This window comes from Candidatus Nitrotoga sp. 1052, assembly GCF_927312905.1.
Taxonomy (GTDB): domain Bacteria; phylum Pseudomonadota; class Gammaproteobacteria; order Burkholderiales; family Gallionellaceae; genus Nitrotoga.
Window position 1 is genome coordinate 21,874 of the sequence record NZ_CAKMHQ010000023.1, and the last position, 25,091, is coordinate 46,964.

The following is a 25,091-nucleotide window of genomic DNA, read 5'->3' on the forward strand; positions in this document are numbered from 1 at the left end:
CTTAAATGCCCCGTCTTTGAAGGAAACGAAATAAGCGATAACAACGCGAACGCAACATCTCATCCATTTCGCGCTTCATACGCTCATTGTCCTGTTTTAAACCGGTTGCCCAGTCGGACATTTCCATCAAAAGTCGTTGCTTCTCTGCCAATTGCACTTCAATAAGAGCTTTACCTTCAATCACCACAGATCTCTGCTCTGCGTCACGCAACTGATAAAGCGCATTGGTCATATCGTTGATACGGCCCGTAATTCGCTCAATGATTGCTCTTTCGCCATTCTTTTCGACAGATGTGAGGTCGCCACGCATCTTGACCCAGATACCAAACGCTATATCCGTATATGTCCATAAGATGCCGTGCTTTTCGAAAAAGTAGTTTCGATTTTTATTGAATATTTCAATGTAGTCACTGGTCGCTAATTTTTTAAACGACACGCTACCCTTGTGATAAACGAAGCAATCCTCGACAACTGCAAGCGTGAAGCCAGCCTTCTTTGCCCGTATGCAGTAGTCGTCATCCTCAAACATGCCTATGCCAAACTTCTCATCCAGGTAGCCTATCTTCTCTAGCAGCGTGCGCCGCATCGCTACGCAAAAAAATCCCAGCTTTTCGGTAGTGAACCACACCCCCTTCTGTCGCTCCACATAGGCGCCGGCAATTTCTTCGAAATTCTTCTCGTTCAATCCCTCTAGTTCAATACGCTGTTCATTTCCTGCGGAGTTAGTCACCGGCCCGACCAGTCCCACACCAGGTTGTTCGCTGAATAACTTGAGTAGCCTGTCCAGCCATCCGCCAGGAACCAGCGTGTCGTTATTCAACAGAACAATATATTGGCCCTGAGCAAGCTTGATGCCGTCGTTGTTGCCGCCCGCATACCCCTTGTTGGTGTCGTTCAGTTGAATACGAACATTTGCGTGCTGCGCTGCGAAGGTCTTCAGATAGTCTGCTGTTCCATCAGCCGAATCGTTGTCCACTACGATCAGTTCGTAGCTGTCCACAGGGGTGTTGGCTATGATGCTTTCCAGGCAGGGACGTGTTGTATCTTCCAGACCGTTGTAGCAAAGCACTACTATGCTCGTAAGAAATTGATTCACGCTGAAATTACTCCGCCACCATCAGAAAACCAACACGTACTCTACTACCTGTATCAACATCTGCAACTGAAACGGATTGAGTGCTCTGAGTTTTCAAGACGGCGAAGGGAATGAGCCCGGTTATCAAATCATCTGTCACTACCAGCCCATCAGCAACATGATCACCAATACGCAATTCCAAATTGACCCCTGGTCGCACATATGCGACCTTTAGCCACATTGCAGATCGCCCATCAGCCTGCGGATTGACAACCCCACCAACACTCATCGATTTTGGTCCCCAGTCTAATACCTTAACAGGGATGTGTGTCATGCGCGCGATGATTGGTAAAGACCAAGGACTAGGCCAATAAATCCCAAACTCAAAATAGGGGTCTTTCATGATCTGGACATCATTGAACCCTGCCTGTTGCAAATCCTTCAGCAACCCGGATTCTGAAAACACCCGCATCTCGATAGTCTCACCCTCGCCACCATGAAAAACGAGTTCTGAAAACTCCTCAATACGTCCGTCTCTTGTACGGTTAATCAGGGTACGTTTGTCATCTCTTGTTTCTAGCTTAAACTCATGAAGATTTGGAAAGTGCTCCTGCGTTTCTCCTTGCAGCCCATAAGGCACGCTAAAGACAAAGGCGCCCCCAGGTTTCAGCATTTTTCTCGCGTTTTCAAAAGCAATGCTCACCGGTGGTGCAACATGCTCAAAAACATCGGTGGAAACCAGAAAATCGACACTCTGCTCATCATCGCGAGATATGTTTGTGACATCCAGCTTTGGCGCCTTATGGTAGTAGGTATTTATATACCCCAGCTTCTTCGATAGTGGTTTTGCGTATCCATCCCAATCGCTCATGCCTTTGCCGAGAAGGTCTTTCCTTTCCGGGAATTCAGGCAACGTAAGCGCACGCCCAAAAAGCGCAATCGATAACGCATGCATCATTCCCCTCATGCGCACGGTTGAGCCGCACGATTTGCAGGAAACCTCTTCGCGAGACAGCGCAGCCGCCTGAGCCTCGCACATTGTTCCGCATATATTGCATTTGAAAGTAAGTGTGCCAGGCTTGTTCATGATTTTTTGGTTTGTTAGAGATAAGTTTTAAAAATTTCAGATTCCAAAATAGCGCTGACCCGTGCATCCCACGAATTTTCACTTGCAAGCTTTAGTCTGCGCCCTATCAATTTCTCATCTTTGCGCTCATTATAAGCTCGCTCAAGCTGTGCCAAGAACTCGTCCGGATTACAAGCCAGGTAACAGTCCTCTTGGTAGGAAAGAAGCTCCGGCAACTCAATCGAAACAATCGGTTTCCCCGAACTGAGATACTCGTAAAATTTAACTGGATTGGTAGCCAAGGTCAGCGGGATGACCTTGAAAGGAATCGTACACACATCAAAATACGCCAAATAACCAGGAAGTTCCTTATATGGCTTTTCCCCCAAGAAATGTACATTCTTCATGCCCTCGACCGGCTGTAAATCTGCGCCGAATGTTGCGCCAATCAAGACAAAATTCCAGTCTGGTCGTTGCGAGGCACAATGAGCCACAAGTTTCATATCGAACCAGTCGGAGATAGCCCCGTAGTAGCCAATTATCGGACGATCGCAAAAGTGGTCCAGATATCCGTTCTGAGTCGGGTTTGTAAAATGATCAAATTCGGTTCCATTTTTGACTTGAATGGTATTGGGATTTAGAACCTTCGCCCGTTTTTCCAGTAAATTAGAAGATGCGACAACCAGGTCGGCATTTTGCATCAGCACTTCTTCAGTTTTTAGTGCCTGCGCCGTATTTGTACTAAATCCACCATGATCATCCATGCAGTCGAAAACAACCTTGCCGCCCAACTTTTTTTGCAAATCCTGCGCAACGGGCCCCCAGCCTGGAAACTGGACCAAATAAATAATCGATTGGGGGCGCAAGTCTGAAATAAGCGCATTAAGCCCTATCGAAATATTATGCAGATCATCACCTTCGATAGGGTCAGTGTAAATATTAAGTTGCTTACTACTGTTTAGCCATATCTGGTTGACGTGCGGTGCCAATTCATTGAAACAAATCTGCGTAAAAGCCTCCTTGCTGCCTCGTAGTCGGTGGCCAAGTGCTGTAAGGGACATGGCCACATACAATACAGAGAAGCCACGGTTCCGAAGCCGCGAAACAATATGCTGAGGACGCTGCCAACGGAAATCCCAAGTGATAATCGGAAAGGTAATAATCAGTCTCCCTCGATTATCCAAAACAGATTGCCGAATAACCTCTAGCGATACTCGCTTTTCGCGAAAATGACGGCTGTCCCGCACATGTCGTACCATGTCGCCCAAGAAAGACTGTGCAAGTTTTTTCCTGGCTAATACACCGCCTCGTTTAGCTGATTTTTCAAAGCGGGAAACGATAGAAGCATTGCGCCGATTAAGCTCCAGCATCATTCCATGTGCCCAATCGGACATTTTCATTAATTCAGCCTGCTTGTCAGAAAGCGCCTGTTCCAGAGAAATATTTTTCTCATGCTGCAATCTTCCCCAGCAAGAAACCTCCTCAATTTTTTGGTTGAGGCTGGTGACCTGAGCATCCCCTTTGACCACTGCGGCTTGCTGCGTCGCACCCCATATAGACACTTCTTCAATCGTCTGGTTGAGTGCAGCAATCTGTGCATCCCGTTCGACCACCGTGGCTTGCTGCGTTGCTCCCCATACAGACACTTCCTCAATCTTCTGGTTAAGTGCGGCAATCTGAGCATCGCGCTCGACAAGTTGCCGCAAACTCGCGGTAAAATACTGCCGCTGCGCATCTTCCATTAGCACCCGGAAGGCATCATCCGCCGCCTCAATGTTGTTGCTTGTTACGGGCGCGATTATGTGCGGTAACGGACTACGTGAAGCAATCACAAATTGCCGATAGTAGGGAGGACGGAAATCATAAGGATATAGCTCGCGGTTAAACTTCTCGCTAATCGCTAGAACGACATTGCTCAGGCTTGGGATATCCCACACGCAAATCACAAAGCCCAGCAACTCTCGCAGCCAAGGCGCGTGACCGTGACCAACTGTCTGACAATGCCAACCCAATTGACTTAGCTGCCCCACAGTTCCAGCCATGGATGGAAGCCCGTACCGGTAATGCTCTTCCAGCCAAGAGTATTCATGACCAAAAATTGCGCTGTACTGATCGTCGATTGCCTTGTCCGTCTCCAACGCATCGGATGAGTCCGAAGTGGGGAAGCCGAGAATTAATGTATTCTTGCCTAGTGACGACATCCGCTCCAAGAACGCCTGCCTGTGTTCGGAGGGGATATGTTCCAATACATCGACTGCGGACACGAAATCAAAAGATTGCCCGTCCAGTTCTCTGACAAATATATTGCCTGTAATATGCCCTTGCCCGGATCCGCTCGGAATCAGTGGATCAACGTAAGTCATCGCTGCTTCCGGCATGAATTGTCCAAGTAGACATTCTGGGCCGCTACCAACGTCAAGGACAGAACTGTCCGCGACAAAACCCGTTTGGCGAAGTAAGTCTGAGCAGGCTTTATAGCGGCTGTATTGGTCGAATATCATATAGGCAGCCATTTTTTGAGATCGAGATCCTGATTAAGCGATATTAAATTATCAATTTAAGATTAAGGAAAAATCTATATCAGGATAGCGTTGAGCGATTTCAAAAATTCTCTTTTTTTGACAATCGTTCAACATTCTCCTGCCGCGTCCTGATATTCCGACATTCAAACGAGTGTCTTCACTTTTTAGTTCCGCCAATGATCCCAAAACTTTCTCTTTATCATCATAAAAACCGAACTTAGAAAGCAACTGGAATATGGTTCCATTTTTGTCATTGATCAATTCATCATAAGTGATCCACAAAAAATCATTAGAATCCAAATAGGTATTTACTTGCGACCACGAAGCATAGAAATTCAAGTACCAAGGCGTTACAACATCTACTAAAAAATCAAGCCTCTGCTCAAATGTGAGAGTTCTATAATTTTCATTTAGATATCCCATTGGCATGTCCAATGATTCTGAGAGAAGATGGTCATGCAGACTGATTAGTGTGTCGAAAATATTTCGAGTTAGGATTACAACTTTGAAACCATAGTTTTTTATCAACCTTAGGTTAGTATCTGTCGCTCTCACATGTTGCTGTGTGATTGTATCCATTGAGTAAGCATCAATTATGGATGGCAAAAATAGATCCTGTTCATTTCCCCCGTATTCAAAAACCATTGGCCAGTTTTGAAAACCAGTAATTTTACAGAGGGATTTGAGAAGTAACGTTGAGCCGCTTTTTGGAAAGCAGCTGATTAGAATGTGCCTTCCCCTAGCGGCCAAAGTGGAAGGAGCTTCCGAGAAAAAAACTTTCTTTGGACCAATGAAAGTTACCATTGCTTCTACAATATTTGAACGCACATCAGTACGTGTATCAATCAAAAAAATATATAGTTGCTGCTCAAGCGTGAGGATGTCTTGAGGCACCTCCACTGTCGCCAGAGTTCCGTCCAAACTAATTACCGTTTTAGTTAAAATTCGATTGTTGATACACACAACAGTTGAATTGTTAAATCCAGTCCCTAGAAACCACATATTACTTGGCTGGTTGGGTTGAATATTAATAAAGTTTTCGACGAAAATCGTGGCTGGACCGAATTCTGAAATATGCATAATAAAAGGAGATTAAATGGGGCTAATTATAAAGAGTTACCATTTATTATCGAGACACCTCTCTGAATAAAGTATCGAAACGAAACGGAGTATGCATGGGCAACGAACTTGTTACTCCAAAGACAATTGCATTAATGATTCGATCAGCAATTTTTATTGTTTGGTCAATGTCTTCATATGCCACTCCAATCGTGAAGGCATATGATCCGGGATAAAGCAATGGTAGTTTTATCTCAATTTCTACTGTAATAAGTTGATCGCGCTTTGGTGATAGAATTTTGGTGTGCTCCATATCAGAGTTCGAACTGGCGATATCTTCACCATTTCTGTTTCTTAGGCTATATCCAAAGACTAAATTTTGATCCTCATCTAATTTTTTATTCATAGCAGTAACTCGAATAACAACTGAAGAATTATTTGATATTATTGATATTACATTTCCTTCTAAATCATAAAGACCTGCACCAAGAATTTCACATTTCTCATCCCCAAAGCGGCGATCAATATTGGGTATTGATGTTTCAAAATGCACATTTTTTGGTGTTTCCCGACCAACCGATATCGAACCTGCTGGTACTTCCCTCTGCCCAAATAGGTGAGCGAGGTACGTATCAACAACCCTGGATGAGTCACCCTCTTCCTTTATACCACCATCAACCAGCCACATCGCCCGAGAACAGAGACTTCGAACTGAGCTTGCATCATGAGAAACAAACAAAATCGTGGTTCCCGATTTTTGCAACTCGTTAAATCGCAACATACAACGATGCACAAAATAGGCATCACCAACAGCCAGCGCCTCATCCACAATCAGGATTTCAGGATCGACATTCGCCTGAATCGCAAAAGCAAGCCGAACGAACATGCCGCTTGAATAAGTTTTAACGGGCTGCTCAATGAAATCACCAATATCCGCGAATGACGCGATATCATCAAAACGCGCATCAATTTCTTCCTTGCTCAATCCCAACACAGCAGCGTTCATATAAACGTTCTCGCGCCCGGTAAACTCCGGGTTGAACCCTGAGCCGAGTTCTAACAGCGCCGCTATACGCCCATATGTTTCTACGCTCCCGCTGGTAGGCGATAGCGTGCCGCAGATGAGTTGAAGCAGGGTGGATTTTCCTGAGCCGTTGCGCCCAATGATACCGACTGTTTCGCCTTTTTTGATCTCAAACGACACGTCTTTGAGTGCCCAGAATTCTTTATAGAAAGTGGGATCACTTTTGGAAGTGGGAAGTGCGGAGTGGGGAGAGCGCAGCGAGGGGCCGGGGAAAAACTTCCTCAGAGCTGGTATGGCTCGGCACAGCTTCGGCATGACAAACTGTTTGAGCCTGTCGCGTGGGTTGTCGTAGAGCTGGTAGCACTTGCTGAGGTTGCTTACGCGGATGGCGATGTCGCCCGCACCTTGGGGAGTAGTAAGAGGGGAGGGGCAAGTGGGCATGCTCTGGTCAGTAGCTTGTTTCATCATATCTGGCAATTCTCTTATTGGCTCTTTGGGTAGTAACCACCCGTTTTAGGCGCACCACGATACTCGATTAGCTGATTGTCTTTTAATTGTTTGAGCCAGCGTTCAATGGTTCGCCGCGATAAATTAAAGGCAGTCGCCATTTCACCCGCTCGCTGCCCCGGGCGTGACTGGATGTAAGCGAGTAAGCCATTTACTCCGCCATTTACTCCGCCATTTACTCCCTCACGCCGGGCAAACGTCACCATCACCCCGCCGGCAAATTCTTTGATTTCAAATTCGATCTCGGGGTAGTCGCGCAGTGCTTTGCGAATTCGGATGAAGCCGCTACCGTATTTTTCGATGTTGCCGGTGAGGTAAAAGCCTTCCGCAACCAATTTGTTGCGCAGGCTGGAGCGGTAGTTATCGGCCTGGATGTCGGCCACGCTGATGCCGCCGTAAAAGGTGCCGGGGCTGAAAATCGAGATTTTGTCGTCGAATATTTTGATCTGGATGTCCGATCCGTCGGTGTAATTGCGGTGAATAACCGCATTGAGCAGTGCTTCGCGCAGGGCGGATAACGGATAGGCAAAGCGCTCTTTACGCTGGAGACTACCGTCAAACTCAAACGCGACGCTGATGTAAGAAATGATGAATTTCATCGACTGATCGACCACTTCAAAAAGTGTGTCGGTAAATTGGCGGTCATCGATGATCATGCTGGGCGTTTTGAATCGACCAATATGAATGTGGTGACGCAGGGGTTCCTTGGCAAATAGTAGCAAGGCCGCCCAAGTGGGGTGTCCGTTGACGATGTATTTGAGTTTTTCCAACGCAGCAAGCGGCTCGCTTTCTAGCGCAAAGCGTCCGCTATCGTTCACTTGACTAATGAAGCGATTAATTTTTGGCAAAGACAATGCATCCAGGGATTCATTAGGTGCCTCGTAAGCATCCCACGAAAGCTGAAGTGATTGCATATAAAGGTTTGCTATTTCAGCCAATCCGAGTTGATGGTTAGAGCTGGCCACACGCTTGAAGTACCGTCCACGGGTGCTGACTGGCTTGACCGGAAACTCACTCACATGAATGATCACCACGGTTTTGCCATCGATATTCTCAGCCACCAGGTCTGGAATAAGGGATGGGCTGGTGGCCGATTTGATCTGCCCCAGCCATTCATTGAGCGTTTCTTTGCCCAACGCTACGCCGTGAATCAAACCGACATCGCTAACGCCTACGAGTACTTTTCCGCCCTGTGCATTGGCGAAGGCAACCAGTGATTCAACCGTGGTTTTGTCAAAACTGGTCTTGAATTCCAACGTTTGGGATTCGCCGGCAAGAAGCAATTTGTCAAAGGACATCGGCAAATCCCTTCCTGGTTTTTTGGAACCAGGCGTAACCTGCCCAAGCAATAACTGTAGCAGCCAAGGTGTAGATTCCCAATCCGACCCAGTTCGGCAAATGTCCCCAGATCAGCACTTCTCGTGCTTGTTCGATGATGAAGGTGAGTGGGTTGGCCATGATGAACTGACGGAATCTTTCCGGCACTGCGGTCACTGGGTAAAAAACGGGGGAAAGAAACATCAATACGGTGGTAATGATGCCGATGGTTTGCCCGACGTCGCGCAGGAATACACCCAGGGATGCGAGCATCCAGGAAAGGCCAAGGGTGAGCATGATTAATGGCAGTAGCACCAGCGGGGTGAAAACCGCCGTCCAGTGCAGATAACCGTTAAACAGCACAAAAGCAGCCAGCAACACTCCAAGGCTGATAAGGCTGTGGAACAATGCTGCGCCCATGGCAATGACTGGTAGTGTCTCCAACGGAAACACTACCTTTTTGACGTAATTGACGTTGGAAAGAATCAGGGCCGGAGCGCGGTTCAGCACTTCGGCAAATAATCCATGCACGATCATGCCGACAAACAGCACGACGGCGAACTGAGTTTTGCTCTCTTCGCCACCCACTCCCCAGCGTGATTTGAAGACCTCGGAGAAGACAAAGGTGTACACGGTCAGCATGAACACTGGGTTGAAGAAGGACCAAGCCAAGCCCATGGCAGAGCCTTTATAGCGCCCCACCACTTCGCGCTTGGTCATTTGCGCGATGAGCTGGCGGTTGCGCCAGAGGCTTCTGACCAGAGCCACGAGAGATGTGGGTTGAGCGGCGTGGGGGTTGGTTCCCTGGTGAGGGGTTAGTGGGGAGAGCGAAGTGAGGGGCCGGTTAGTGGGGGTCACGCGAATTGCTCCGCTTCTGCCAATGGCTTGGCTTGTTGGTCTTTTGTGTACAAGGTGGGTTCGCCTTGAATGGGCCATTGGATGCCAATAGCGGGGTCGTTCCAGGCGATGCTGCGCTCGAATTCGGGTGCGCTTTGAGTTCCTACACACATATAATGTCAGCCTCTTGCTGCACCAGCCATAGCAACAATTCCTTGCTGCAGGCAGAACGAATTCCGTTGAGGTTAATGCTGATTACGCGCACTAAAGTTCTCCATAAGCAAAGCATATAATTATAATGGCAGCACGTCTAAATTTTTGATCTATTTGCCATGTCTCATTTTCGACAGGATTTCATCCTTTTCACCATTGAGCAAGAGGTGTTGTGTTTCGGTGAATTCAAAACCAAGGCTGGCCGCTGGTGATGATGGGGGCTTGTAAAGCACATGCCAAACTATCCTCACATGTATATTTTGGAAGAGATGAAGACGGTTTTGGATGCCTAATATTAAAGTGCAAAAAATGAAAGTGGCTATAATTCATGATTGGCTAACAGTCTATGCGGGAGCCGAGCGTGTTCTGGAACAAATATTATTATGCTATCCAAATGCTGATTTATATGGCGTGGTAGATTTTATCCCACCGGGGGAACGAGGTTTTCTGCTGGGAAAAACGGCAACAACTTCGTTTGTGCAAAACTTGCCCTTCGCCAGAACTAAATACAGACAGTATTTATCCTTAATGCCTTTGGCTGTCGAGCAGTTCGACCTGTCCGGGTATGACTTGGTAATTTCCTGCAGCCATGCTGTCGCAAAAGGCGTTATTACAGGGCCGGATCAGCTTCATATCAGTTATGTTAGTTCGCCTATGCGTTATGCGTGGGATTTGCAGCATCAATATTTGAGAGATTCGGGTTTGGACAAGGGCGTAAAGGGATGGGTCGCCAAATGGCTATTGCACAAAATGCGAATATGGGACGCGAGAACGGCAAATGGTGTTGATTGCTTTATAGCAAACTCACAATTTATCAGACGGCGAATTTGGAAAACCTATCGCCGCGATGCTGCGGTAATTTATCCGCCAGTAGAAATTTCGAGATTTACCTTACGCGAAAACAAGGAAGATTTTTATCTGGCAGCTTCTCGCCTGGTGACTTACAAAAAAATTGATTTGATCGCGGAAGCTTTTACGGCCATGCCGGAACGAAGATTGGTAATCATTGGCGACGGACCGGAAATGCAGAAAGTGAGAGCGAAGGCAGGACCAAATGTAACGGTGCTGGGATATCAGCCTGATGATGTTATGTGCAATTACATGCAGCGCGCCAAAGCGTTTGTATTTGCCGCAGAGGAGGATTTCGGCATTACACCATTAGAAGCACAGGCTTGTGGTACGCCAGTAATTGCGTATGGCAAGGGCGGTGTGCTGGAAACAATTCGCGGCCTGGATGATGAACAATCGACCGGGGTGTTTTTTGCGGAGCAATCCATTCAAGCCATTAAAGCAGCAGTGATTTCTTTTGAACAGGAAGCCGCTCGTATTTTGCCAGTGTCCTGTCGTAATAATGCCTGCCGTTTTGCGCCCGAGAGATTTCGTGCAGAGTTTATGGCGTGCGTAGAAGATGAGTGGCATCGATTCCAGCAGTCACTGACGACTGCCGCGCCGGACAAGATGTGGTTGCCATGAACTCGCGCAGCCTGCTCAAGGAAAACGCTGGCATACTTGAATTAGCCCAGCGTTTCCTGGACCCTTTTGTGGTGGTAGCCACCGGAATGATGCTTTACGCGATCAGGTTCGAGACCTGGGATTTTCCGAGGAATTACGTTTTTGTGCTAATCGGTGTGTTTCTGTTTTGCCTCGCAGTGTTTCCATTTTTCGATATATATCGCCCCCGTCGGGGGGCCAGTCTGTGGGCTGAAATACAGGTATTGGCGAGTGCCTGGACGGTAGTTTGCGCTGGATTAATCATCGTGCTATTTGCCACCAAGTCCAGCACAGATTTTTCCCGTATATGGATTGGCCAGTGGGCAGTGGCAGGGTTCGTCTCTTTGATCGCCTTCAGGGTGGTGTTGCGACTCGGACTGCGTTTTTTCCGTCGCCGCGGTTTCAATCTCCGTTTTATCGTTATCGCCGGCGCAGGAAAGCTTGGGCAAGATGTGGCGCACCGCCTCGCCGCTTCACCGTGGACGGGCTTGAAAGTAGTAGGCTTTTATGATGACGATCCGCGGATGCAGAGGCAGGTGTTTGAAGACATTCCGGTTCGTGGTGGCCTGCATCGTCTTCCCCAAGAAGTAGCGGAGCTTGGTATTGATCAAGTATGGATTACCCTGCCGTTGCAACACGATAAGCAAGTCAAATCACTGGTGGCGCATTTGAGTCATTTGCCGGTGCAGGTCACCTTCATTCCAGACATTTACGGGGTTCATTTGCTCAACCATTCCATTGGCGAGGTGGCCGGTTTTCCGGTCATCCATCTGATGGAATCACCTTTGTCTGGAGTACAAGGCATCGTTAAAGCCGTCGAGGACAAAATTCTGGCGGTATTAATTCTGTTGGTGGCTAGTCCCCTCATGTTGCTTATCATAATCGGGGTTAAACTCAGTTCTCCGGGGCCCATTTTCTTCAGGCAGCTACGTGGTGGGTTGCACGGGGAACGCATCTGGGTTTGGAAATTTCGCACAATGAAGCATCATGTCGAGCCGTCTGAAAAAGTGCCTCAAGCGATGCCCGGCGATCACCGCATTACAGCCTTTGGCGCTTTTCTGCGACGCACAAGCCTGGATGAATTACCTCAGTTTCTTAATGTGTTAAAGGGTGATATGTCGATTGTGGGACCGCGCCCGCACGCGGTGGCGCATGACGAATTTTACCAGCAGCAAATCGATGCCTATATGCTGCGACATCACGTCAAGCCGGGTATTACGGGTTGGGCGCAGGTTAACGGCTGGCGAGGCGAAACGGGAGAGATCGAAAAAATGGAAATGCGAGTAAAATACGATCTGTATTACATTAACAACTGGTCTTTATGGTTCGATCTGCGAATTATTTTTATGACGGTTTTTATGATGATCACAGGCAGAAATGCGCATTAAGTATTAAGTTTCACATGTATTTTAAACCAGCTATGTCATGTTTTCATTGAAGATATTATGGTATGCCCATCCAACTTGACCCCCACTCTGTACCCTCTCAAAAGATCCTGCGTCAGGAGTGGCTAGTTGCACCTCTGCTATTTTTTGCGAGCGCATTGATTCTGTCGCTTGTCTACCTTCAACATAGCTGGCCAGGAAAATGGATGAGCGGCGCCAAGCCTTTAAGCTGGAACGGCGCGACACTAACCCTGAACAAGGGCCAGGGTTATAGCGACCAGGGCAAACTGGTAATCAAGGGGCTGACGGATCAGGGCATTGCTGTTGCTTCACTATCCCCGCCAGTTTTTCAGGCAGAGGATTACCCTACCATTGTCTGGTCTGTTTCAGGCGCCACACCAAGCGTTGAAATGGAGTTTTTGTGGCGCACGGCGGAGAATCGTGTTTTTGTGCGTCCGCTTGTTTGGGCGGCTAATAGTCTGGAACCATTGGAAGCAGCGGCAGACGAAAATTGGCGCGGGCAAATTATAGACTTGGCTATCGTTGTTAAGGGAACACTGGCTGCGCCGATTTTGGTAAATGGTGTTTCACTTGAGTCTGCGTCTTTGCCAGGAGCGCTACCAAATATGGTGAAAAAATGGTTTGCGCTTGACCGATGGCAGGGAACTTCGATCAACTTTGTAGACGGAGATGCCACCGACAAAAACGTCCCTCCTGTTTTAGCCATCGCCGCGATTATATTGCTGGCACTGGCCTTGAATTTAATCTTGGCCATAGCAAAAATCATGCCCCTAAATGTTGCCATGGTGTGGGGCATGGTATTTCTCGGCTGGTTCACACTGGATATCCGTTGGCAGGCAAACTTGTTTCAGCAACTGGAGCTGACGCACCAGCAATTTGCCGGTAAAACCTGGGAAGACAAACATCTTGCTGCCGAAGACGGCGCCTTGTTCGACTTCATGAGGAAAGTGAAAGCAAAGTTGCCTCCTGCTAATGGCCGCATCCTTTATTTTTCCGATGACGCCTACTCGCGGGGAAAGGGCGCTTACCATTTATATCCTCATAACGTGCTAGCTCTTAATGACCTGCCTCCGGCATCGCAGATCAAAACCGGGGACTATATTGCCCTGTTCGCAAAAAAGGGCGTGAAATATGACCGTCCACATCAATCATTAATGTGGGGTGAAGGACAATCTCTAAAAGCCGACTTGCTGTTCTTGGCTGAGGGCAATGCTTTGTTCAAGGTGCGTTAAATGGAATTATTTACGTTAGTGGCTGGCTTGTGTTTGCCTTGGCTATTGGGGGTAGTGTGGTTGCGTACACCTTGGCTCAGGGCCACCGGTATCACATGGCCGACGCTCTTGGGGTATGGCTATCTGGGCGGAATATTATTAACCACGCTTGTGATGCGTTTGCTGGATGCGCTGGAAATCCGCCTTGGGTTCTCCAGTATTGGTCTTGCACTTTTATTATTGACAGTGGCCGGTGCCTGGCTTGGTCGTAAGGAACCTTGGCGAATCAGGCGGCCCGGAGCAGATTGGCACAGCTTGGCCGGGTGGCGAAAAATCGTTTATGCCGTCGTGTTGGCCGCTATTGTGATACGGCTGGCAGGGCTAGGGCTGGAGATTGTGTGGCGTCCGCTGTTTCCTTGGGATGCCTGGTCGCAGTGGGCGACCAAGGCTCGAGTTTGGTATGAACTTGGGCACTTGGCTGCATTCGTGCCCGCTGACGTTTGGCTTGGCGGCGAATTAGCAGGCGCTTACACTGATGCAGCCCCCCACTACCCTCCTGCCATACCGCTAATACAAGTATGGATGAGCTACAGCCTGGGCAGATGGGACGATTCTCTGATGAACTTGCCTTGGCTACTATGCGCGGTCGCCCTGGGCTTGGCATTTTATGGTCAGGCCAGGCAATGGCAGGTATCACCATTGTTTGCTCTGATGTTTACCTATTTCCTGCTTTCACTTCCTATTCTGGATGTTCATGTGGCTTTGGCAGGATATGCGGATTTATATATGGGAGCGTTTTACGGCTTAGCAGCAATGGCTTTTTTTCACTGGACCAGGAAGCGCGATTTCTGGCAGGGGGCCATGGCATTGCTGTTTGGGTTAGGGTGCATCTTGATCAAGCAACCTGGCATTGCATGGGCGTTGACTTTTCTTCCCGCGTTGTTGATTGTGTTCATGCCGCGTGCTGGGCTAGTGGGGACGTCCGTGCTGGCAGTAGCAGGCGTGGCAACTTTGTTTGTTCTTGAAGAAAAAGATTTTCATTTGTTTGGCTATCACGTGCATCTGCGCTTCGCGGCGGAGTGGCAGCCATTTTGGCAAAACATGATGGTGATGGACAACTGGCACCTACTCTGGTATCTGGTAGCGGCGGCGCTTGTTTTGTCGTTTCCGCGGCTTCTTGCCCCCTCTTTTAGAAGTATGACTGTTCTGCTGCTCAGCGCTGTTTCGTTTCTCGCGGTAGTTTTCTTTTTTACCCATGTTCAAGCATGGGTGGAAGACTATACTACGATCAATCGCGCTTTATTGCACATTGTGCCCATGCTTTTGTTTTATGTGATGGTGCTATTCAGGGAAGCTGTCAGTTTCCCGATGGTCATGGCTACCCGCCGAAAGTTGACGTGATTGGCATGACGAAAAATGGGTTGTGGCTGTAAAATTTAAAGGTCACGGTCGAGAAAGAGAAATATTGACTTGCTGCTGGTGTATTGCGAACACTGCGTCATCGCTATTGGTTTTTGTCAGAACAAACCGCAGGAACATAAGGACGAATTTGCGACAGTGTAATTCGCCTCGCTACGCAATGCGCTCAACCCTCTTAATGCCGAGCTGACTCTATCTGTTCGCATATCCGTTTTGCACCAAGCAGAATGCGCGGCGTGGAGCGGCTGATCAGGTCGGGGTGAATGAAAGCCATGCGACCTTGTCGGACAGCAATCAACGGCAACCCGCGCCATATTCTTTTCGTCTCTTCTTCCTGTTCATGCGTGGCGGCGACAGCCAGCATCACCTGCGGATTTTCTTTTACCAGTGCCTCGTTCGAAATGGCAGGAGTCAACAAGGGCACAGCGGCAAATACGTTCTGTGCACCGCACAATCTCAGCACGTCACTGATGATATGTGCATCGTTCACCGTAAGCAGCGGCGCTGCGGCAATTTGAAAATAGGCGCGCACCTTAGTGCGCCCAGCATATTGCCGGCGCAAGGTATCAAGCTGCTGCACGAAGGCGTGCGCAGCAGCTTCGGCTACAGCCTCAATGCCGGCGACGCGTCCCAGCAAGCGCAAGGCCTTGGGAATATCATCAAGACGGCGTGGTTCCAGTACCAGCACTTTCAACTTCAGCTTTTCAAATGTGGCGCGGTCACGCGATGACAGGCCGCTGCCCCATGCAAGCACCAGATCGGGTTTTAACGCAACCAAACGTTCCCAGTCGAGTCGAAATGCATCGCCTACTTGCGGCAGTTGTTTGGCTTGCTGTGGATAGTCACTGTATGCCGTAACAGCCACCATATGACTGCCCATGCCTGCGGCATAAGCCAGTTCGGTAAGGTTGGGGGCTAAAGAGATAATGCGCTGCGGCGGTGTGGCAAATACTACTTGCGTGCCACTAGCATCGGTGACAGTAAATGGCGTCGTGGCCTGCGAAGTTGCGCAAAACAGCAGCAGGCAGAAAAAAATGGCACGCTTTACAATAATAAAATTACTTTTACCCTCGCTTCTCACACTCATCTCCGGCAAGCGGGAAGAATAAAGCGAAGGGAACGAAACAGGCTGAAGTGCAAGGCATCCATTCACTGCGCAAAACGTTGCGCCAATGCCACACGCTTCAGATACGCATCGCGCGCAATTTGTACATCCTCAAGGAAGTGCGGCAATTCTTTCAGCAATAATGCCTGTGGCCCATCCACCAGAGCCTTTAAGGGAACTGGATGAAAATCCACCAGCACCATGTTGGCGCCGGCCATCACCCCCTGCGCGGTGATATGCATCAAATCGAGAATGCCATCTGGCGCGGCACTGCGCGTGCCAACGGAATGCGATGGGTCAATGCATACTGGCATCCGGGTCAGACGCTTGACCACCGGCACATGCGCAAAGTCCACCAAGTTGCGGTGCGGATCGCCCATGTTGGTCTTCATACCACGCAAGCCAAACACCACATTGCGATTGCCTTCAGATGCCAGATATTCGGCGGCGTTGAGTGATTCATCCAGCGTGATGCCAAAGCCGCGTTTAAGCAGCACCGGGAATTCCTGCTGGCGCCCAACGATTTTCAGCAGCTCGAAATTCTGTGTATTACGTGTACCAATCTGTAACATCACGCCAGTGGGGTTGCCGGTCTGCTGCAATGCTGCGCGGATTTCGTTGAGATGCGACTCATGCGTAATTTCCATCGCAATCACCTTTATGCCGTATTTCCCCGCCAAGTCGAAAACAAACGGCAAACAATTCTTGCCATGCCCCTGGAAAGCATAGGGGCTGGTGCGCGGCTTGTACGCGCCCATACGCGTGCAAACCTGGCCATTATCGCGCAATGCTTTTAACATGATTTCAACATGTTCGGCGTTGTCCACCGCACAAAGTCCGGCAAACACGTTGAGCGTGTCCTGGCCAAAGCGCACGCCGTTATAGTCGAAATGCGTTGGACGCGGGTCATCTTTATGCTGCCCAAGGATACGATATTCCTCCGACACGCGCACCACACGCTCGACACAGGGCAAGCTTTGCATGTCCTTGATGTCTAGCGGCTTAGTGTTGCCGATGAGGTAAATCTCAGTTAATACCTGCTCAGTACCGCGCTCAACATGCACGCGTATCTGAACACCCATCAACCCGGTGAGATACGCAATCAGCTGCTGATAGTCTCCGCTCTGCTGGTTGGTATTGGAAGCAAGAATCAATATCATGGTGAAGCTCCTGTTATTTGCATACCAATCATTTTCGAGAAAGAATGACCCATTGCTGCGACCACTGTGTCACCGGATCTCGCACAAAGCCGCTCTTGCCGATTTGGCGGCCATGCTTTCTTCTTCAATTCAGCCGCGATAAAATGCGCGGCAACTTCATCACATCGCGAATCTTCACATCCACATAAGCTGGTAATCGGGATGTAGCATTCACCCACACGGTAAACATTCCCAGACGTTTGGCAGTCTGCAGGTTTTCCGCACTATCTTCCACCATCACGCAACGCGCCGGATTCAAGCGATGCTTGCGTAACAATCGTATAAAACCTGCTAACTGTGGTTTGGGCTGGTAACGCGTATGCTCAATGGCGAACACATCGTCGAATAAATCATCTATACGCAACAATTGCAGCACGGCATGTGCATAGTGCTGCGGTGCGTTGGAAAATACCAGCTTCTTGCCCGGCAATCTTTTCAATACATGGCGCAAGCGCGCTTCACACAACACCATCTGCGGTAACTGTGAAAACTGGTGTGTATGCCACAGAAAATGATCGGGGTCGGTAGCATGGTGCCGCATCATGCCACTTAGAGTCGCGCCGTAACGTTGCCAGTAATGCATTCTCAATTCGTTCGCCGCCTGTACATCCAGCTTCAGATGCTGTTGCAGGTAAGCGGTCATACTGCGGTTAATATGCGGAAAAATGTGCGGCACGGCATTGTGCAATGTGTTATCCAGATCAAAAATCCAGACGATACGACTCATTTACTTTTAATCAGCGTGCCCACACCTTCGTCGGTCAGAATTTCCAGCAACAGCGCATGTTCCACACGGCCATCAATGATGTGCACCGACCTCACTCCCCCGCGCGCGGCATCCAGCGCCGAACTGATCTTCGGTAACATGCCGCCGGACAGCGTACCGTCCGCCACCAGTTCGTCGATCTGTTTCGGTGTCAGGCCGGTGAGCAGCTTGCCGCTCTTGTCCAGCACGCCCGGCGTGTTAGTTAACAGCACCAGTTTTTCTGCTTTCAGCACTTCCGCCAACTTGCCCGCCACTACGTCGGCATTAATGTTCAGTGTCTCACCATCCGGCCCTACAGCAATCGGCGCAATGACTGGAATAAAATCGCCAGAATCGAGGAAAGTTATGATGGATGGATCAATTAAATTAATTTCTCCCACTAGACCGATGTCTAGCATCGTGCCCGGCTCATCGCGGCTTTCCAGCAGCATCTTGTCCGCACGGATAAATGAGGAATCCTGCCCGGTCAGCCCCACCGCCTTGCCACCATACCGGTTAATCAAGTTAACGATGTCCTTGTTGACCTTGCCCAGCGCCATTTCGACCACATCCATGGTCTCTTCATCCGTGACGCGCATGCCTTGAACGAATGCCCCTTGCTTACCAATGCGCTGAAGTAGATCGTTGATCTGCGGCCCGCCGCCATGAACGACTACCGGATTCATGCCGACCAGCTTGAGCAATACCACGTCGCGCGCAAAACTTTCCTGCAGCTTTGGATCGGTCATGGCATTGCCGCCATATTTGATTACGATAGTTTTATCAAAAAACCGTTGGATGTATGGCAACGCCTCAGACAGCGTATGAGCTTTCTGGACGGCGGTGGCAGGGGTAAGTGACATGATGTTTTCCTTCGCTAAACAGGCGCGCATTTTACCCCAGAAGTCCACCATCATTGCAGCACGAAACAAACGGGCGGCACCAAGCCGCCCATTACACGCGCAGCCCCCGTTTACTCAATGATGATTAATACTAATGGTTATGATGCTCGTGCTCATTTCTGCTTGCGGTGAGTGGTTTAACTTCGGCATTCACATTAATCTTCTCCTTGTGCTTATCGGCGAACTCAACGGTAATGGTAAGTGGCACACTGTCACCCGCTTTAAGCGGATTCTTGAGGTTAAGCAACATCACATGATTACCGCTCACTCCCAGCTTAACCATCTTGCCTGCAGGTAACGGCAGAAATTCAATGGCACGCATTTTCATAACCCCGTTATCATGCGTCATGCTGTGAATTTCGACTGCACCCGCAACCGGGCTGACAATCGCCATCAGCCGTGCTTCTTTCTTGCTGGTAATGGAAAACCGTATTGCGGCGCTTTCTTGTCCCGGTGCCGTGGCGCGCGCCGATGCGTCGCTTACTACCACATTTTCTGCCCATGCTTGTGCCGCACAAAACAACATGACGATTGCAATTGCGTAACGCATTTGAGTCTCCTTAATTTAAAAGATGTACAGTAAGATACAGGAATTGCGCGAAAATAGGCAAGCATGCCCTCTACAATAGAATCCAGAAAACCGAACATCTACATGAATTTAGCGAAATATAAGCTTTTTCCGACAGCAATTTGGCTAAAATGTTAGCCGTAAGCATTTCGCACTTTACAATAACGAACAGAATAAACTCGAGGAATAAAACATGTCGACCAACAGCACACATATAGCTCCCAGCAACCAAAATATTGATCTTAGACAGGCTGTCAAACATATTGATGCGCTGCCCGCCATGCCGGTCATTGCGCAAAAGCTGCTGGCACTACAGATAAATTCCGACGAAGACGAACGGGTAATGTTAATGCTGATCGAGCAAGACCCGCAAATCTCAGCAAAAATTATCGGGCTATCCAATTCAGCAATGCTTGGCTCCGCACGAAAAACAACATCAGTAAAAGAGGCTGCGATATTGCTGGGCATAAACCGTGTCAAATCGATTGCGACTAGCATCGCGATCATGTCCTTGTCGACCAAAGTAGCCACGGGTAAGTTTAAGACACAGGATCTTTGGTTACATAGCTTTGGCATCGCGTTTGCCATGCTTGCCATCGCTCGTGCCATGCCCGCAAAGATCCGTCCTAAGGATGACCAAGTTTTTTTAGCCGGCATACTGCACGACATAGGCTATCTTGCGCTCGCTTTCCTGGATCCCAAACGGAGCGATGACCTGCATGTCCTGTTGTCAGCAGAATCTGATAGTCCTGTGCTGAGTATCGAACGGGAAATGCTGGAAATATGCCACGACGAATTGGGGGCGGAACTAGCGCGCCACTGGAATTTGCCGGATGAAATTATAGCCGTGCTACGCTACCACCATACACCGGATGAAGTCGAGGCGGCAGCGGGACAACCAATAGTGCACATGATTAGCTTGGCAGAAAAATTGCTGGCTTCCTTTGGCATTCATGAACACGTCGATGCCAACATCAGCGACAAGGATTGGGAAGTTTTGGGCATAGATCCGAGCAAGGCTGAGGAAATTGGCGTACAAGTAGCTGAACAAGCGGAGCAAGCTTCAGCAATATATTGATTAAGATACGCGGTTTTCCGGCGCATTTAACCTAGGCAATCAAACTCACCCCATAGCCCAACCAATCCCACACGTCTATAATCACGGTTTTGGTTACTGGTCTCAATATGAAGTTTACGCTGTCGTTTCTCATCGCTCTGTTATTTCCATTGTTTGCCCAGGCGCAGCTAGCCAACCTGCCGCCCGCTCCAGTGCTGGCAGCAAAATCCTATCTGCTATACGACTTTACCAGCAATCAGATTCTGGTCGACCAAAACGGCAATGAACGCACCGAACCAGCATCCATTACCAAGCTGATGACGGCCTATCTGACCTTCAACTCCCTAAAGCTGAACAAATTCTCGCTGAACCAAACAATAATCCCTTCAGAAGAAGCACTGCGCGCCCAAGGCTTGGAATCACGCATGTTTCTCGACAAAAATAAACCAGTAACAATTGCTGAATTACTGCGCGGCCTCATCGTACAGTCTGGTAACGACGCAGCGCGCGTGTTGGCAACCACCATAGCTGGCAGCGAGGAAAACTTCGCCAAACTGATGAACCAGGAAGCGCAACGATTGGGCATGAGCAACACGCATTACATCAACGCCACCGGAATGCCGCATCCACAGCACTATTCCAGTGCGTATGATACAGCGCTACTCGCCGCCGCCATAGTGCGCGACTTTCCCGAACACTATCCGCTCTATAGCTTGCGCGAATATCAGTACAATAATATCAATCAAGCCAACCGCAACCGCTTATTGTGGATGGATCCCTATGTGGACGGAATGAAAACAGGACATACAGAAAGTGCAGGATTCTGTTTAGTGGCTTCGGCCAAGCGCAACCAGCGGCGACTGATATCAGTGGTGCTGGGCGCATCCACCGACAACTTGCGAGCAACCGAAAGCCAGAAACTACTAAATTACGGGTTCCAAAATTTTGAAACAGTGCGCCTATATCAGAAGAACGAACCGGTAGCCAGCTTACGTTTGTGGAAAGGCACCGAGAGCAAGGTCAAAGTGGGATTCCGCAGCGACCTGTTCCTGTCCATCCCTACGGGACAAATGGCACAATTGAAGGCAACCATGGAAACACAACAGCCTCTTATTGCGCCGATTGCTGGTGGGCAAAAAATCGGCATGATAAAAATTACCCTGGGCGGCAAACCATATGCCGATTACAAGCTGGTCGCGCTGGAGCCGATGCCGCTGGCCAATGTATTTTCGCGCGGTTGGGACAGTATCCGTTTACTTTTCAAATAAAGGCTTCTTTAAGGATCATAAAATGACAGTCTATTTGAACGGGCAATTCATGCCCATTGAAGAAGCCCGCATTCCTGTGCTGGATCGTGGCTTCATTTTCGGCGATGGCGTATATGAAGTTATCCCGGTGTATTCACGCTTTGCTTTCCGTCTGGCCGAACATCTAAAGCGCCTGCAATTCAGCTTGGACGGCATACGCCTGACAAACCCGCACAGTGACCTGGAATGGACTAAGCTCATCACGGATCTGATCGAATGCAACACAACCGAAGATCAGTATTTATATCTGCATATCACGCGCGGGGTGGCCAAACGCGACCATGCTTTCCCCAACCCTTCGGTCCAGCCGACCATATTCATGATGAGCAACCCGCTTCTCACACCACCTGCCGCGTTACTTACCAGCGGCGTGGGGGCAATAAGCGCGCCGGATAACCGCTGGCTGCGTTGCGACATCAAGGCCATTTCACTTTTACCTAACGTGCTGCTACGCCAAATGGCTATAGACGCTGGCTGTGCCGAAACTATTTTGATCCGTGATGATGATTTCATGACTGAAGGCGCAGCCAGCAACATTTTTTTGGTAAAAAATGGCGTCCTTCTCGCCCCGCCTAAAGACAATCTTATGCTGCCTGGAATCACCTACGACGTATTGCTGGAAATCGCCGCTGCCAACAGCATCCCTCATGAAGTTCGCAAGATTGCCAAGGACGAAATATTCAACGCCGACGAGCTATTACTCACCTCCTCCACCAAGGAAGTGCTTGCCATCACCACACTGGATAATAAACCGGTAGGCGATGGCAAACCGGGGGTGATGTTCGCCAAATTACATAAGCATTATCAGGACTACAAGCGCGACGTGATGCGAAAAACGTAGTAGAAGAGCCCGACATTCCCGTGCAGTCAGCCAACAACTTGGTAGATAGCGGGGTAATAAATTTGATCGAACTGCCATCAAATAAGCAAGCTGGATCCCTGCCTTCGTGGGGATAGAAGAACCTAAACTTACCAAGTTATCCATGGCACTTACTGACAGCCTTATCGAATACCCATGCGACTTTCCAATCAAGGTGTTAGGGCTATCGCACCAAGGCTTCGCGCAAGCAGTGGCGGAAGTAGTAATCCGTTACGATCACGACTTTAACGCCGCCACCATGGAAATGCGCCCCAGTAGCGGCGCACGCTACATCGGCCTGACCTGCACCGTGCGCGCCACTTCACGCGAACAACTCAATGCGCTGTATCAAGAACTGTGCGACCACCCACAAGTAGTGATGGTACTTTAGTGAAATGGTACCGCTGATTAAACATCTAGGTCTGGTCGAATACCAGCAAACCTGGCAAGCAATGAAACAGTTCACCGGTGCACGTAACGCCGACACGCGAGACGAAATCTGGTTACTACATCATTTTCCAGTCTATACCCAAGGCTTGGCAGGAAAACCGGAACATCTTCTGCATGCCAGCGATATACCGGTGGTCAAGATCGACCGCGGCGGCCAGATTACCTACCACGGCCCCGGCCAGATCGTCGCCTACCTTATGCTGGATTTACGCCACTGGAAACTTAACGTGCGCGGGCTGGTACGGCTAATGGAACAGGCTGTGATAGATTTGCTTGCACCATTCGGCGTAATAGCACAGGGGCGGGAGGAAGCACCGGGCGTGTATGTAGATAACGCAAAAATTGCCGCACTCGGATTAAAAATTCGCAATGGATGCTGCTATCACGGATTGGCGTTCAACGTAGACATGGATCTTGCCCCGTTCGCTTACATCAACCCATGTGGCTTTGCCGGGTTGCGTGTTATCCAGGCAAAAGACTTGGGTATCTGCGCTCCGCGGTCCGAACTGGAACTGCAACTTGCACAGAATTTGATCGAATTATTGCAGCAACATAAATCAGAGAAATCCGCCCAATCATGCACATTTGCAGAAGCAGGCTCCTGCGAATCATCAAGATTTCACACAAGGCATGCTCCTACAATAAAATAAACAATGGCTTATGTAAGAGCACGCCTTGCATGCAAACTAGCAAAAAGGAAAAATCATAATGACTATAGAAAAGCAAACTGGCGCAGCTAAAACAACACGTAATCCAATCAAAATTGTTCAGCTAGAGCAACGACTACGCAAACCAGAATGGATACGCGTTAAATCCGGCAGCGGGCAAGGTTATCACGACGTCAAGCGCTTGCTGCGTGAACACAAATTGCACACTGTGTGCGAAGAAGCATCTTGCCCCAATATTGGCGAATGTTTCAGCAAAGGTACGGCCACTTTCATGATTCTAGGTGACCTCTGTACTCGACGCTGCCCCTTCTGCGACGTAGGGCACGGCAAACCGCTGGCGCCAGATGCTAACGAACCGGCACATCTGGCGCAATCCATTGCGATACTCAAGCTCAAATACGTGGTTATCACCAGCGTGGATCGCGACGATCTGCGGGATGGTGGCGCACAACATTTCGTCAATTGTCTGACTGCCATTCGCGCTACATCACCACAGACCAAGCTGGAAACACTGGTACCGGATTTTCGTGGCCGCCTGGAAAACGCATTGGACATTCTGGCGAATAGTCTGCCTGACGTACTTAACCACAATATGGAAACCGTGCCGCGCCTCTACAAACTAGCGCGTCCCGGCGCAGACTACACTCATTCGCTCAAATTATTAAAAGATTTCAAAACGCGCTTTCCACAAGTAATTACAAAATCCGGCTTGATGCTGGGACTGGGCGAAACTGACGAGGAGGTGCTACAGGTAATGAGAGACATGCGCGCACACGATGTACAAATGCTCACGCTGGGACAATACTTGCAACCCTCCGACAGTCATCTGCCGGTGTTACGTTACGTCCATCCGGACACCTTCAAAATGTTCGAACAGTCCGCGCTGGAAATGGGATTTTCACATGCAGCCTGCGGGCCGATGGTGCGCAGCAGCTACCATGCAGATGAGCAGGCACATCAGGCTGGCGCTATATAATTTTCAATATTCAAGAAAAACTATTGGGATTCTATAGACTAAATCTTCAATTACTTAGGGAAACGCTGAATAATTCACCGCACAGCAGAGTCCGGTGCGTAGTTTCCG

At 49.1% G+C, this 25,091-nt stretch carries 23 protein-coding genes; 10 read left to right on the forward strand and 13 right to left on the reverse strand.

Annotated elements, in window-relative coordinates; translation table 11 throughout:
• Window position 1 precedes the first annotated feature (1 nt).
• From MJ768_RS04860 to MJ768_RS04895, 8 genes are read right to left on the reverse strand one after another with little or no spacing between them, the layout of a single operon-like run.
• Window positions 2–1,096, reverse strand: a complete 1,095-nt coding sequence (locus MJ768_RS04860; protein WP_239288485.1) for a glycosyltransferase family 2 protein — start codon at window positions 1,094–1,096, stop codon at window positions 2–4.
• Window positions 1,097–1,103: 7 nt separating this feature from the next.
• Entirely contained in the window at window positions 1,104–2,162 is a 1,059-nt protein-coding gene (locus MJ768_RS04865) for a methyltransferase domain-containing protein (protein WP_239288487.1), read from the reverse strand.
• 14 nt (window positions 2,163–2,176) lie between these two features.
• On the reverse strand, window positions 2,177–4,654 hold the full coding sequence (locus MJ768_RS04870) for a glycosyltransferase (protein ID WP_239288488.1): 2,478 nt from the start codon (window positions 4,652–4,654) through the stop codon (window positions 2,177–2,179).
• A 39-nt stretch (window positions 4,655–4,693) separates the two neighbouring features.
• Window positions 4,694–5,743, reverse strand: coding sequence for a sulfotransferase domain-containing protein (locus MJ768_RS04875; protein ID WP_239288489.1), 1,050 nt, complete (start codon window positions 5,741–5,743; stop codon window positions 4,694–4,696).
• Between the two features lie 46 nt (window positions 5,744–5,789).
• On the reverse strand, window positions 5,790–7,214 hold the full coding sequence (locus tag MJ768_RS04880) for an ABC transporter ATP-binding protein (RefSeq protein ID WP_239288490.1): 1,425 nt from the start codon (window positions 7,212–7,214) through the stop codon (window positions 5,790–5,792).
• A 14-nt stretch (window positions 7,215–7,228) separates the two neighbouring features.
• Window positions 7,229–8,551 carry an RNA-binding domain-containing protein gene (locus MJ768_RS04885; protein WP_239288491.1) on the reverse strand — a complete coding sequence of 441 codons (1,323 nt, stop codon included), beginning with the start codon at window positions 8,549–8,551 and terminating at the stop codon, window positions 7,229–7,231.
• Window positions 8,541–9,428: an ABC transporter permease gene (locus MJ768_RS04890; RefSeq protein WP_239288492.1), complete on the reverse strand. Its 888-nt coding sequence runs from the start codon at window positions 9,426–9,428 to the stop codon at window positions 8,541–8,543. Before MJ768_RS04890 ends, MJ768_RS04885 begins: the two co-directional genes overlap by 11 nt.
• Window positions 9,425–9,580, reverse strand: a complete 156-nt coding sequence (locus tag MJ768_RS04895; protein WP_239288493.1) for a dTDP-4-dehydrorhamnose 3,5-epimerase family protein — start codon at window positions 9,578–9,580, stop codon at window positions 9,425–9,427. Before MJ768_RS04895 ends, MJ768_RS04890 begins: the two co-directional genes overlap by 4 nt.
• Before the next feature lie 349 nt (window positions 9,581–9,929).
• Here MJ768_RS04895 and MJ768_RS04905 point away from each other — a divergent pair, with 349 nt between their 5' ends.
• The 4 genes from MJ768_RS04905 (at window position 9,930) to MJ768_RS04920 (ending at window position 15,129) form a co-directional block, all read left to right on the forward strand.
• Entirely contained in the window at window positions 9,930–11,093 is a 1,164-nt protein-coding gene (locus MJ768_RS04905; protein WP_239288494.1) for a glycosyltransferase family 4 protein, read from the forward strand.
• Window positions 11,033–12,499 carry an undecaprenyl-phosphate glucose phosphotransferase gene (locus tag MJ768_RS04910; RefSeq protein ID WP_239288499.1) on the forward strand — a complete coding sequence of 489 codons (1,467 nt, stop codon included), beginning with the start codon at window positions 11,033–11,035 and terminating at the stop codon, window positions 12,497–12,499. The genes MJ768_RS04905 and MJ768_RS04910 overlap by 61 nt, the downstream gene beginning before the upstream one ends.
• Before the next feature lie 203 nt (window positions 12,500–12,702).
• On the forward strand, window positions 12,703–13,749 hold the full coding sequence (locus MJ768_RS04915; protein ID WP_239288500.1) for a hypothetical protein: 1,047 nt from the start codon (window positions 12,703–12,705) through the stop codon (window positions 13,747–13,749).
• Complete coding sequence (locus MJ768_RS04920; protein WP_239288502.1) at window positions 13,750–15,129, forward strand: hypothetical protein; 1,380 nt, start codon at window positions 13,750–13,752, stop codon at window positions 15,127–15,129.
• 193 nt (window positions 15,130–15,322) lie between these two features.
• On the opposite strand, the gene MJ768_RS04925 is transcribed toward MJ768_RS04920, so the two are convergent.
• The 5 genes from MJ768_RS04925 to MJ768_RS04945 form a co-directional block, all read right to left on the reverse strand.
• Window positions 15,323–16,228: a helical backbone metal receptor gene (locus MJ768_RS04925; RefSeq protein ID WP_239288504.1), complete on the reverse strand. Its 906-nt coding sequence runs from the start codon at window positions 16,226–16,228 to the stop codon at window positions 15,323–15,325.
• 68 nt (window positions 16,229–16,296) lie between these two features.
• Window positions 16,297–17,412, reverse strand: coding sequence for a 3-deoxy-7-phosphoheptulonate synthase (locus MJ768_RS04930; protein ID WP_239288506.1), 1,116 nt, complete (start codon window positions 17,410–17,412; stop codon window positions 16,297–16,299).
• A gap of 124 nt (window positions 17,413–17,536) precedes the next feature.
• Complete coding sequence (locus MJ768_RS04935; RefSeq protein WP_239288508.1) at window positions 17,537–18,178, reverse strand: pyrimidine 5'-nucleotidase; 642 nt, start codon at window positions 18,176–18,178, stop codon at window positions 17,537–17,539.
• Entirely contained in the window at window positions 18,175–19,059 is an 885-nt protein-coding gene (gene argB / locus MJ768_RS04940; protein WP_239288510.1) for an acetylglutamate kinase, read from the reverse strand. The genes MJ768_RS04935 and argB overlap by 4 nt, the downstream gene beginning before the upstream one ends.
• A 130-nt stretch (window positions 19,060–19,189) precedes the next feature.
• Window positions 19,190–19,648, reverse strand: coding sequence for a copper chaperone PCu(A)C (locus MJ768_RS04945; RefSeq protein ID WP_239288512.1), 459 nt, complete (start codon window positions 19,646–19,648; stop codon window positions 19,190–19,192).
• A 211-nt stretch (window positions 19,649–19,859) separates the two neighbouring features.
• On the opposite strand from MJ768_RS04945, the gene MJ768_RS04950 reads away from it, so the two are divergent.
• The 6 genes from MJ768_RS04950 to lipA all read left to right on the forward strand — a co-directional run bounded on the left by MJ768_RS04950 (window position 19,860) and on the right by lipA (window position 24,983).
• Window positions 19,860–20,744, forward strand: a complete 885-nt coding sequence (locus MJ768_RS04950) for an HDOD domain-containing protein (RefSeq protein WP_239288514.1) — start codon at window positions 19,860–19,862, stop codon at window positions 20,742–20,744.
• A 107-nt stretch (window positions 20,745–20,851) separates the two neighbouring features.
• Window positions 20,852–21,991 (forward strand): D-alanyl-D-alanine carboxypeptidase family protein, encoded by a 1,140-nt coding sequence (locus tag MJ768_RS04955; protein WP_239288516.1) that lies wholly within the window; start codon window positions 20,852–20,854, stop codon window positions 21,989–21,991.
• A 22-nt stretch (window positions 21,992–22,013) separates the two neighbouring features.
• On the forward strand, window positions 22,014–22,871 hold the full coding sequence (locus MJ768_RS04960; protein ID WP_239288518.1) for a D-amino acid aminotransferase: 858 nt from the start codon (window positions 22,014–22,016) through the stop codon (window positions 22,869–22,871).
• Window positions 22,872–23,013: 142 nt separating this feature from the next.
• Window positions 23,014–23,280 carry an HP0495 family protein gene (locus tag MJ768_RS04965; protein WP_239288529.1) on the forward strand — a complete coding sequence of 89 codons (267 nt, stop codon included), beginning with the start codon at window positions 23,014–23,016 and terminating at the stop codon, window positions 23,278–23,280.
• 4 nt (window positions 23,281–23,284) lie between these two features.
• On the forward strand, window positions 23,285–23,989 hold the full coding sequence (gene lipB, locus MJ768_RS04970; protein ID WP_239288520.1) for a lipoyl(octanoyl) transferase LipB: 705 nt from the start codon (window positions 23,285–23,287) through the stop codon (window positions 23,987–23,989).
• Window positions 23,990–24,047: 58 nt separating this feature from the next.
• Window positions 24,048–24,983 (forward strand): lipoyl synthase, encoded by a 936-nt coding sequence (gene lipA, locus MJ768_RS04975; protein ID WP_239288522.1) that lies wholly within the window; start codon window positions 24,048–24,050, stop codon window positions 24,981–24,983.
• Window positions 24,984–25,091 lie beyond the last annotated feature (108 nt).

Coding starts and splice junctions, on each gene's coding strand:
- MJ768_RS04865 (WP_239288487.1), bottom strand. CDS start 2,162: ATGAACAAGCCTGGCACACTTACTTTCAAATGCAATATATGCGGAACA.
- MJ768_RS04930 (WP_239288506.1), bottom strand. CDS start 17,412: ATGATATTGATTCTTGCTTCCAATACCAACCAGCAGAGCGGAGACTAT.
- MJ768_RS04915 (WP_239288500.1), top strand. CDS start 12,703: ATGAGCGGCGCCAAGCCTTTAAGCTGGAACGGCGCGACACTAACCCTG.
- MJ768_RS04870 (WP_239288488.1), bottom strand. CDS start 4,654: ATGGCTGCCTATATGATATTCGACCAATACAGCCGCTATAAAGCCTGC.
- MJ768_RS04875 (WP_239288489.1), bottom strand. CDS start 5,743: ATGCATATTTCAGAATTCGGTCCAGCCACGATTTTCGTCGAAAACTTT.
- lipB (WP_239288520.1), top strand. CDS start 23,285: ATGGTACCGCTGATTAAACATCTAGGTCTGGTCGAATACCAGCAAACC.
- MJ768_RS04885 (WP_239288491.1), bottom strand. CDS start 8,551: ATGTCCTTTGACAAATTGCTTCTTGCCGGCGAATCCCAAACGTTGGAA.
- MJ768_RS04955 (WP_239288516.1), top strand. CDS start 20,852: ATGAAGTTTACGCTGTCGTTTCTCATCGCTCTGTTATTTCCATTGTTT.
- MJ768_RS04905 (WP_239288494.1), top strand. CDS start 9,930: ATGAAAGTGGCTATAATTCATGATTGGCTAACAGTCTATGCGGGAGCC.
- argB (WP_239288510.1), bottom strand. CDS start 19,059: ATGTCACTTACCCCTGCCACCGCCGTCCAGAAAGCTCATACGCTGTCT.
- lipA (WP_239288522.1), top strand. CDS start 24,048: ATGACTATAGAAAAGCAAACTGGCGCAGCTAAAACAACACGTAATCCA.
- MJ768_RS04895 (WP_239288493.1), bottom strand. CDS start 9,580: ATGTGTGTAGGAACTCAAAGCGCACCCGAATTCGAGCGCAGCATCGCC.
- MJ768_RS04935 (WP_239288508.1), bottom strand. CDS start 18,178: ATGAGTCGTATCGTCTGGATTTTTGATCTGGATAACACATTGCACAAT.
- MJ768_RS04945 (WP_239288512.1), bottom strand. CDS start 19,648: ATGCGTTACGCAATTGCAATCGTCATGTTGTTTTGTGCGGCACAAGCA.
- MJ768_RS04950 (WP_239288514.1), top strand. CDS start 19,860: ATGTCGACCAACAGCACACATATAGCTCCCAGCAACCAAAATATTGAT.
- MJ768_RS04880 (WP_239288490.1), bottom strand. CDS start 7,214: ATGATGAAACAAGCTACTGACCAGAGCATGCCCACTTGCCCCTCCCCT.
- MJ768_RS04965 (WP_239288529.1), top strand. CDS start 23,014: ATGGCACTTACTGACAGCCTTATCGAATACCCATGCGACTTTCCAATC.
- MJ768_RS04920 (WP_239288502.1), top strand. CDS start 13,750: ATGGAATTATTTACGTTAGTGGCTGGCTTGTGTTTGCCTTGGCTATTG.
- MJ768_RS04960 (WP_239288518.1), top strand. CDS start 22,014: ATGACAGTCTATTTGAACGGGCAATTCATGCCCATTGAAGAAGCCCGC.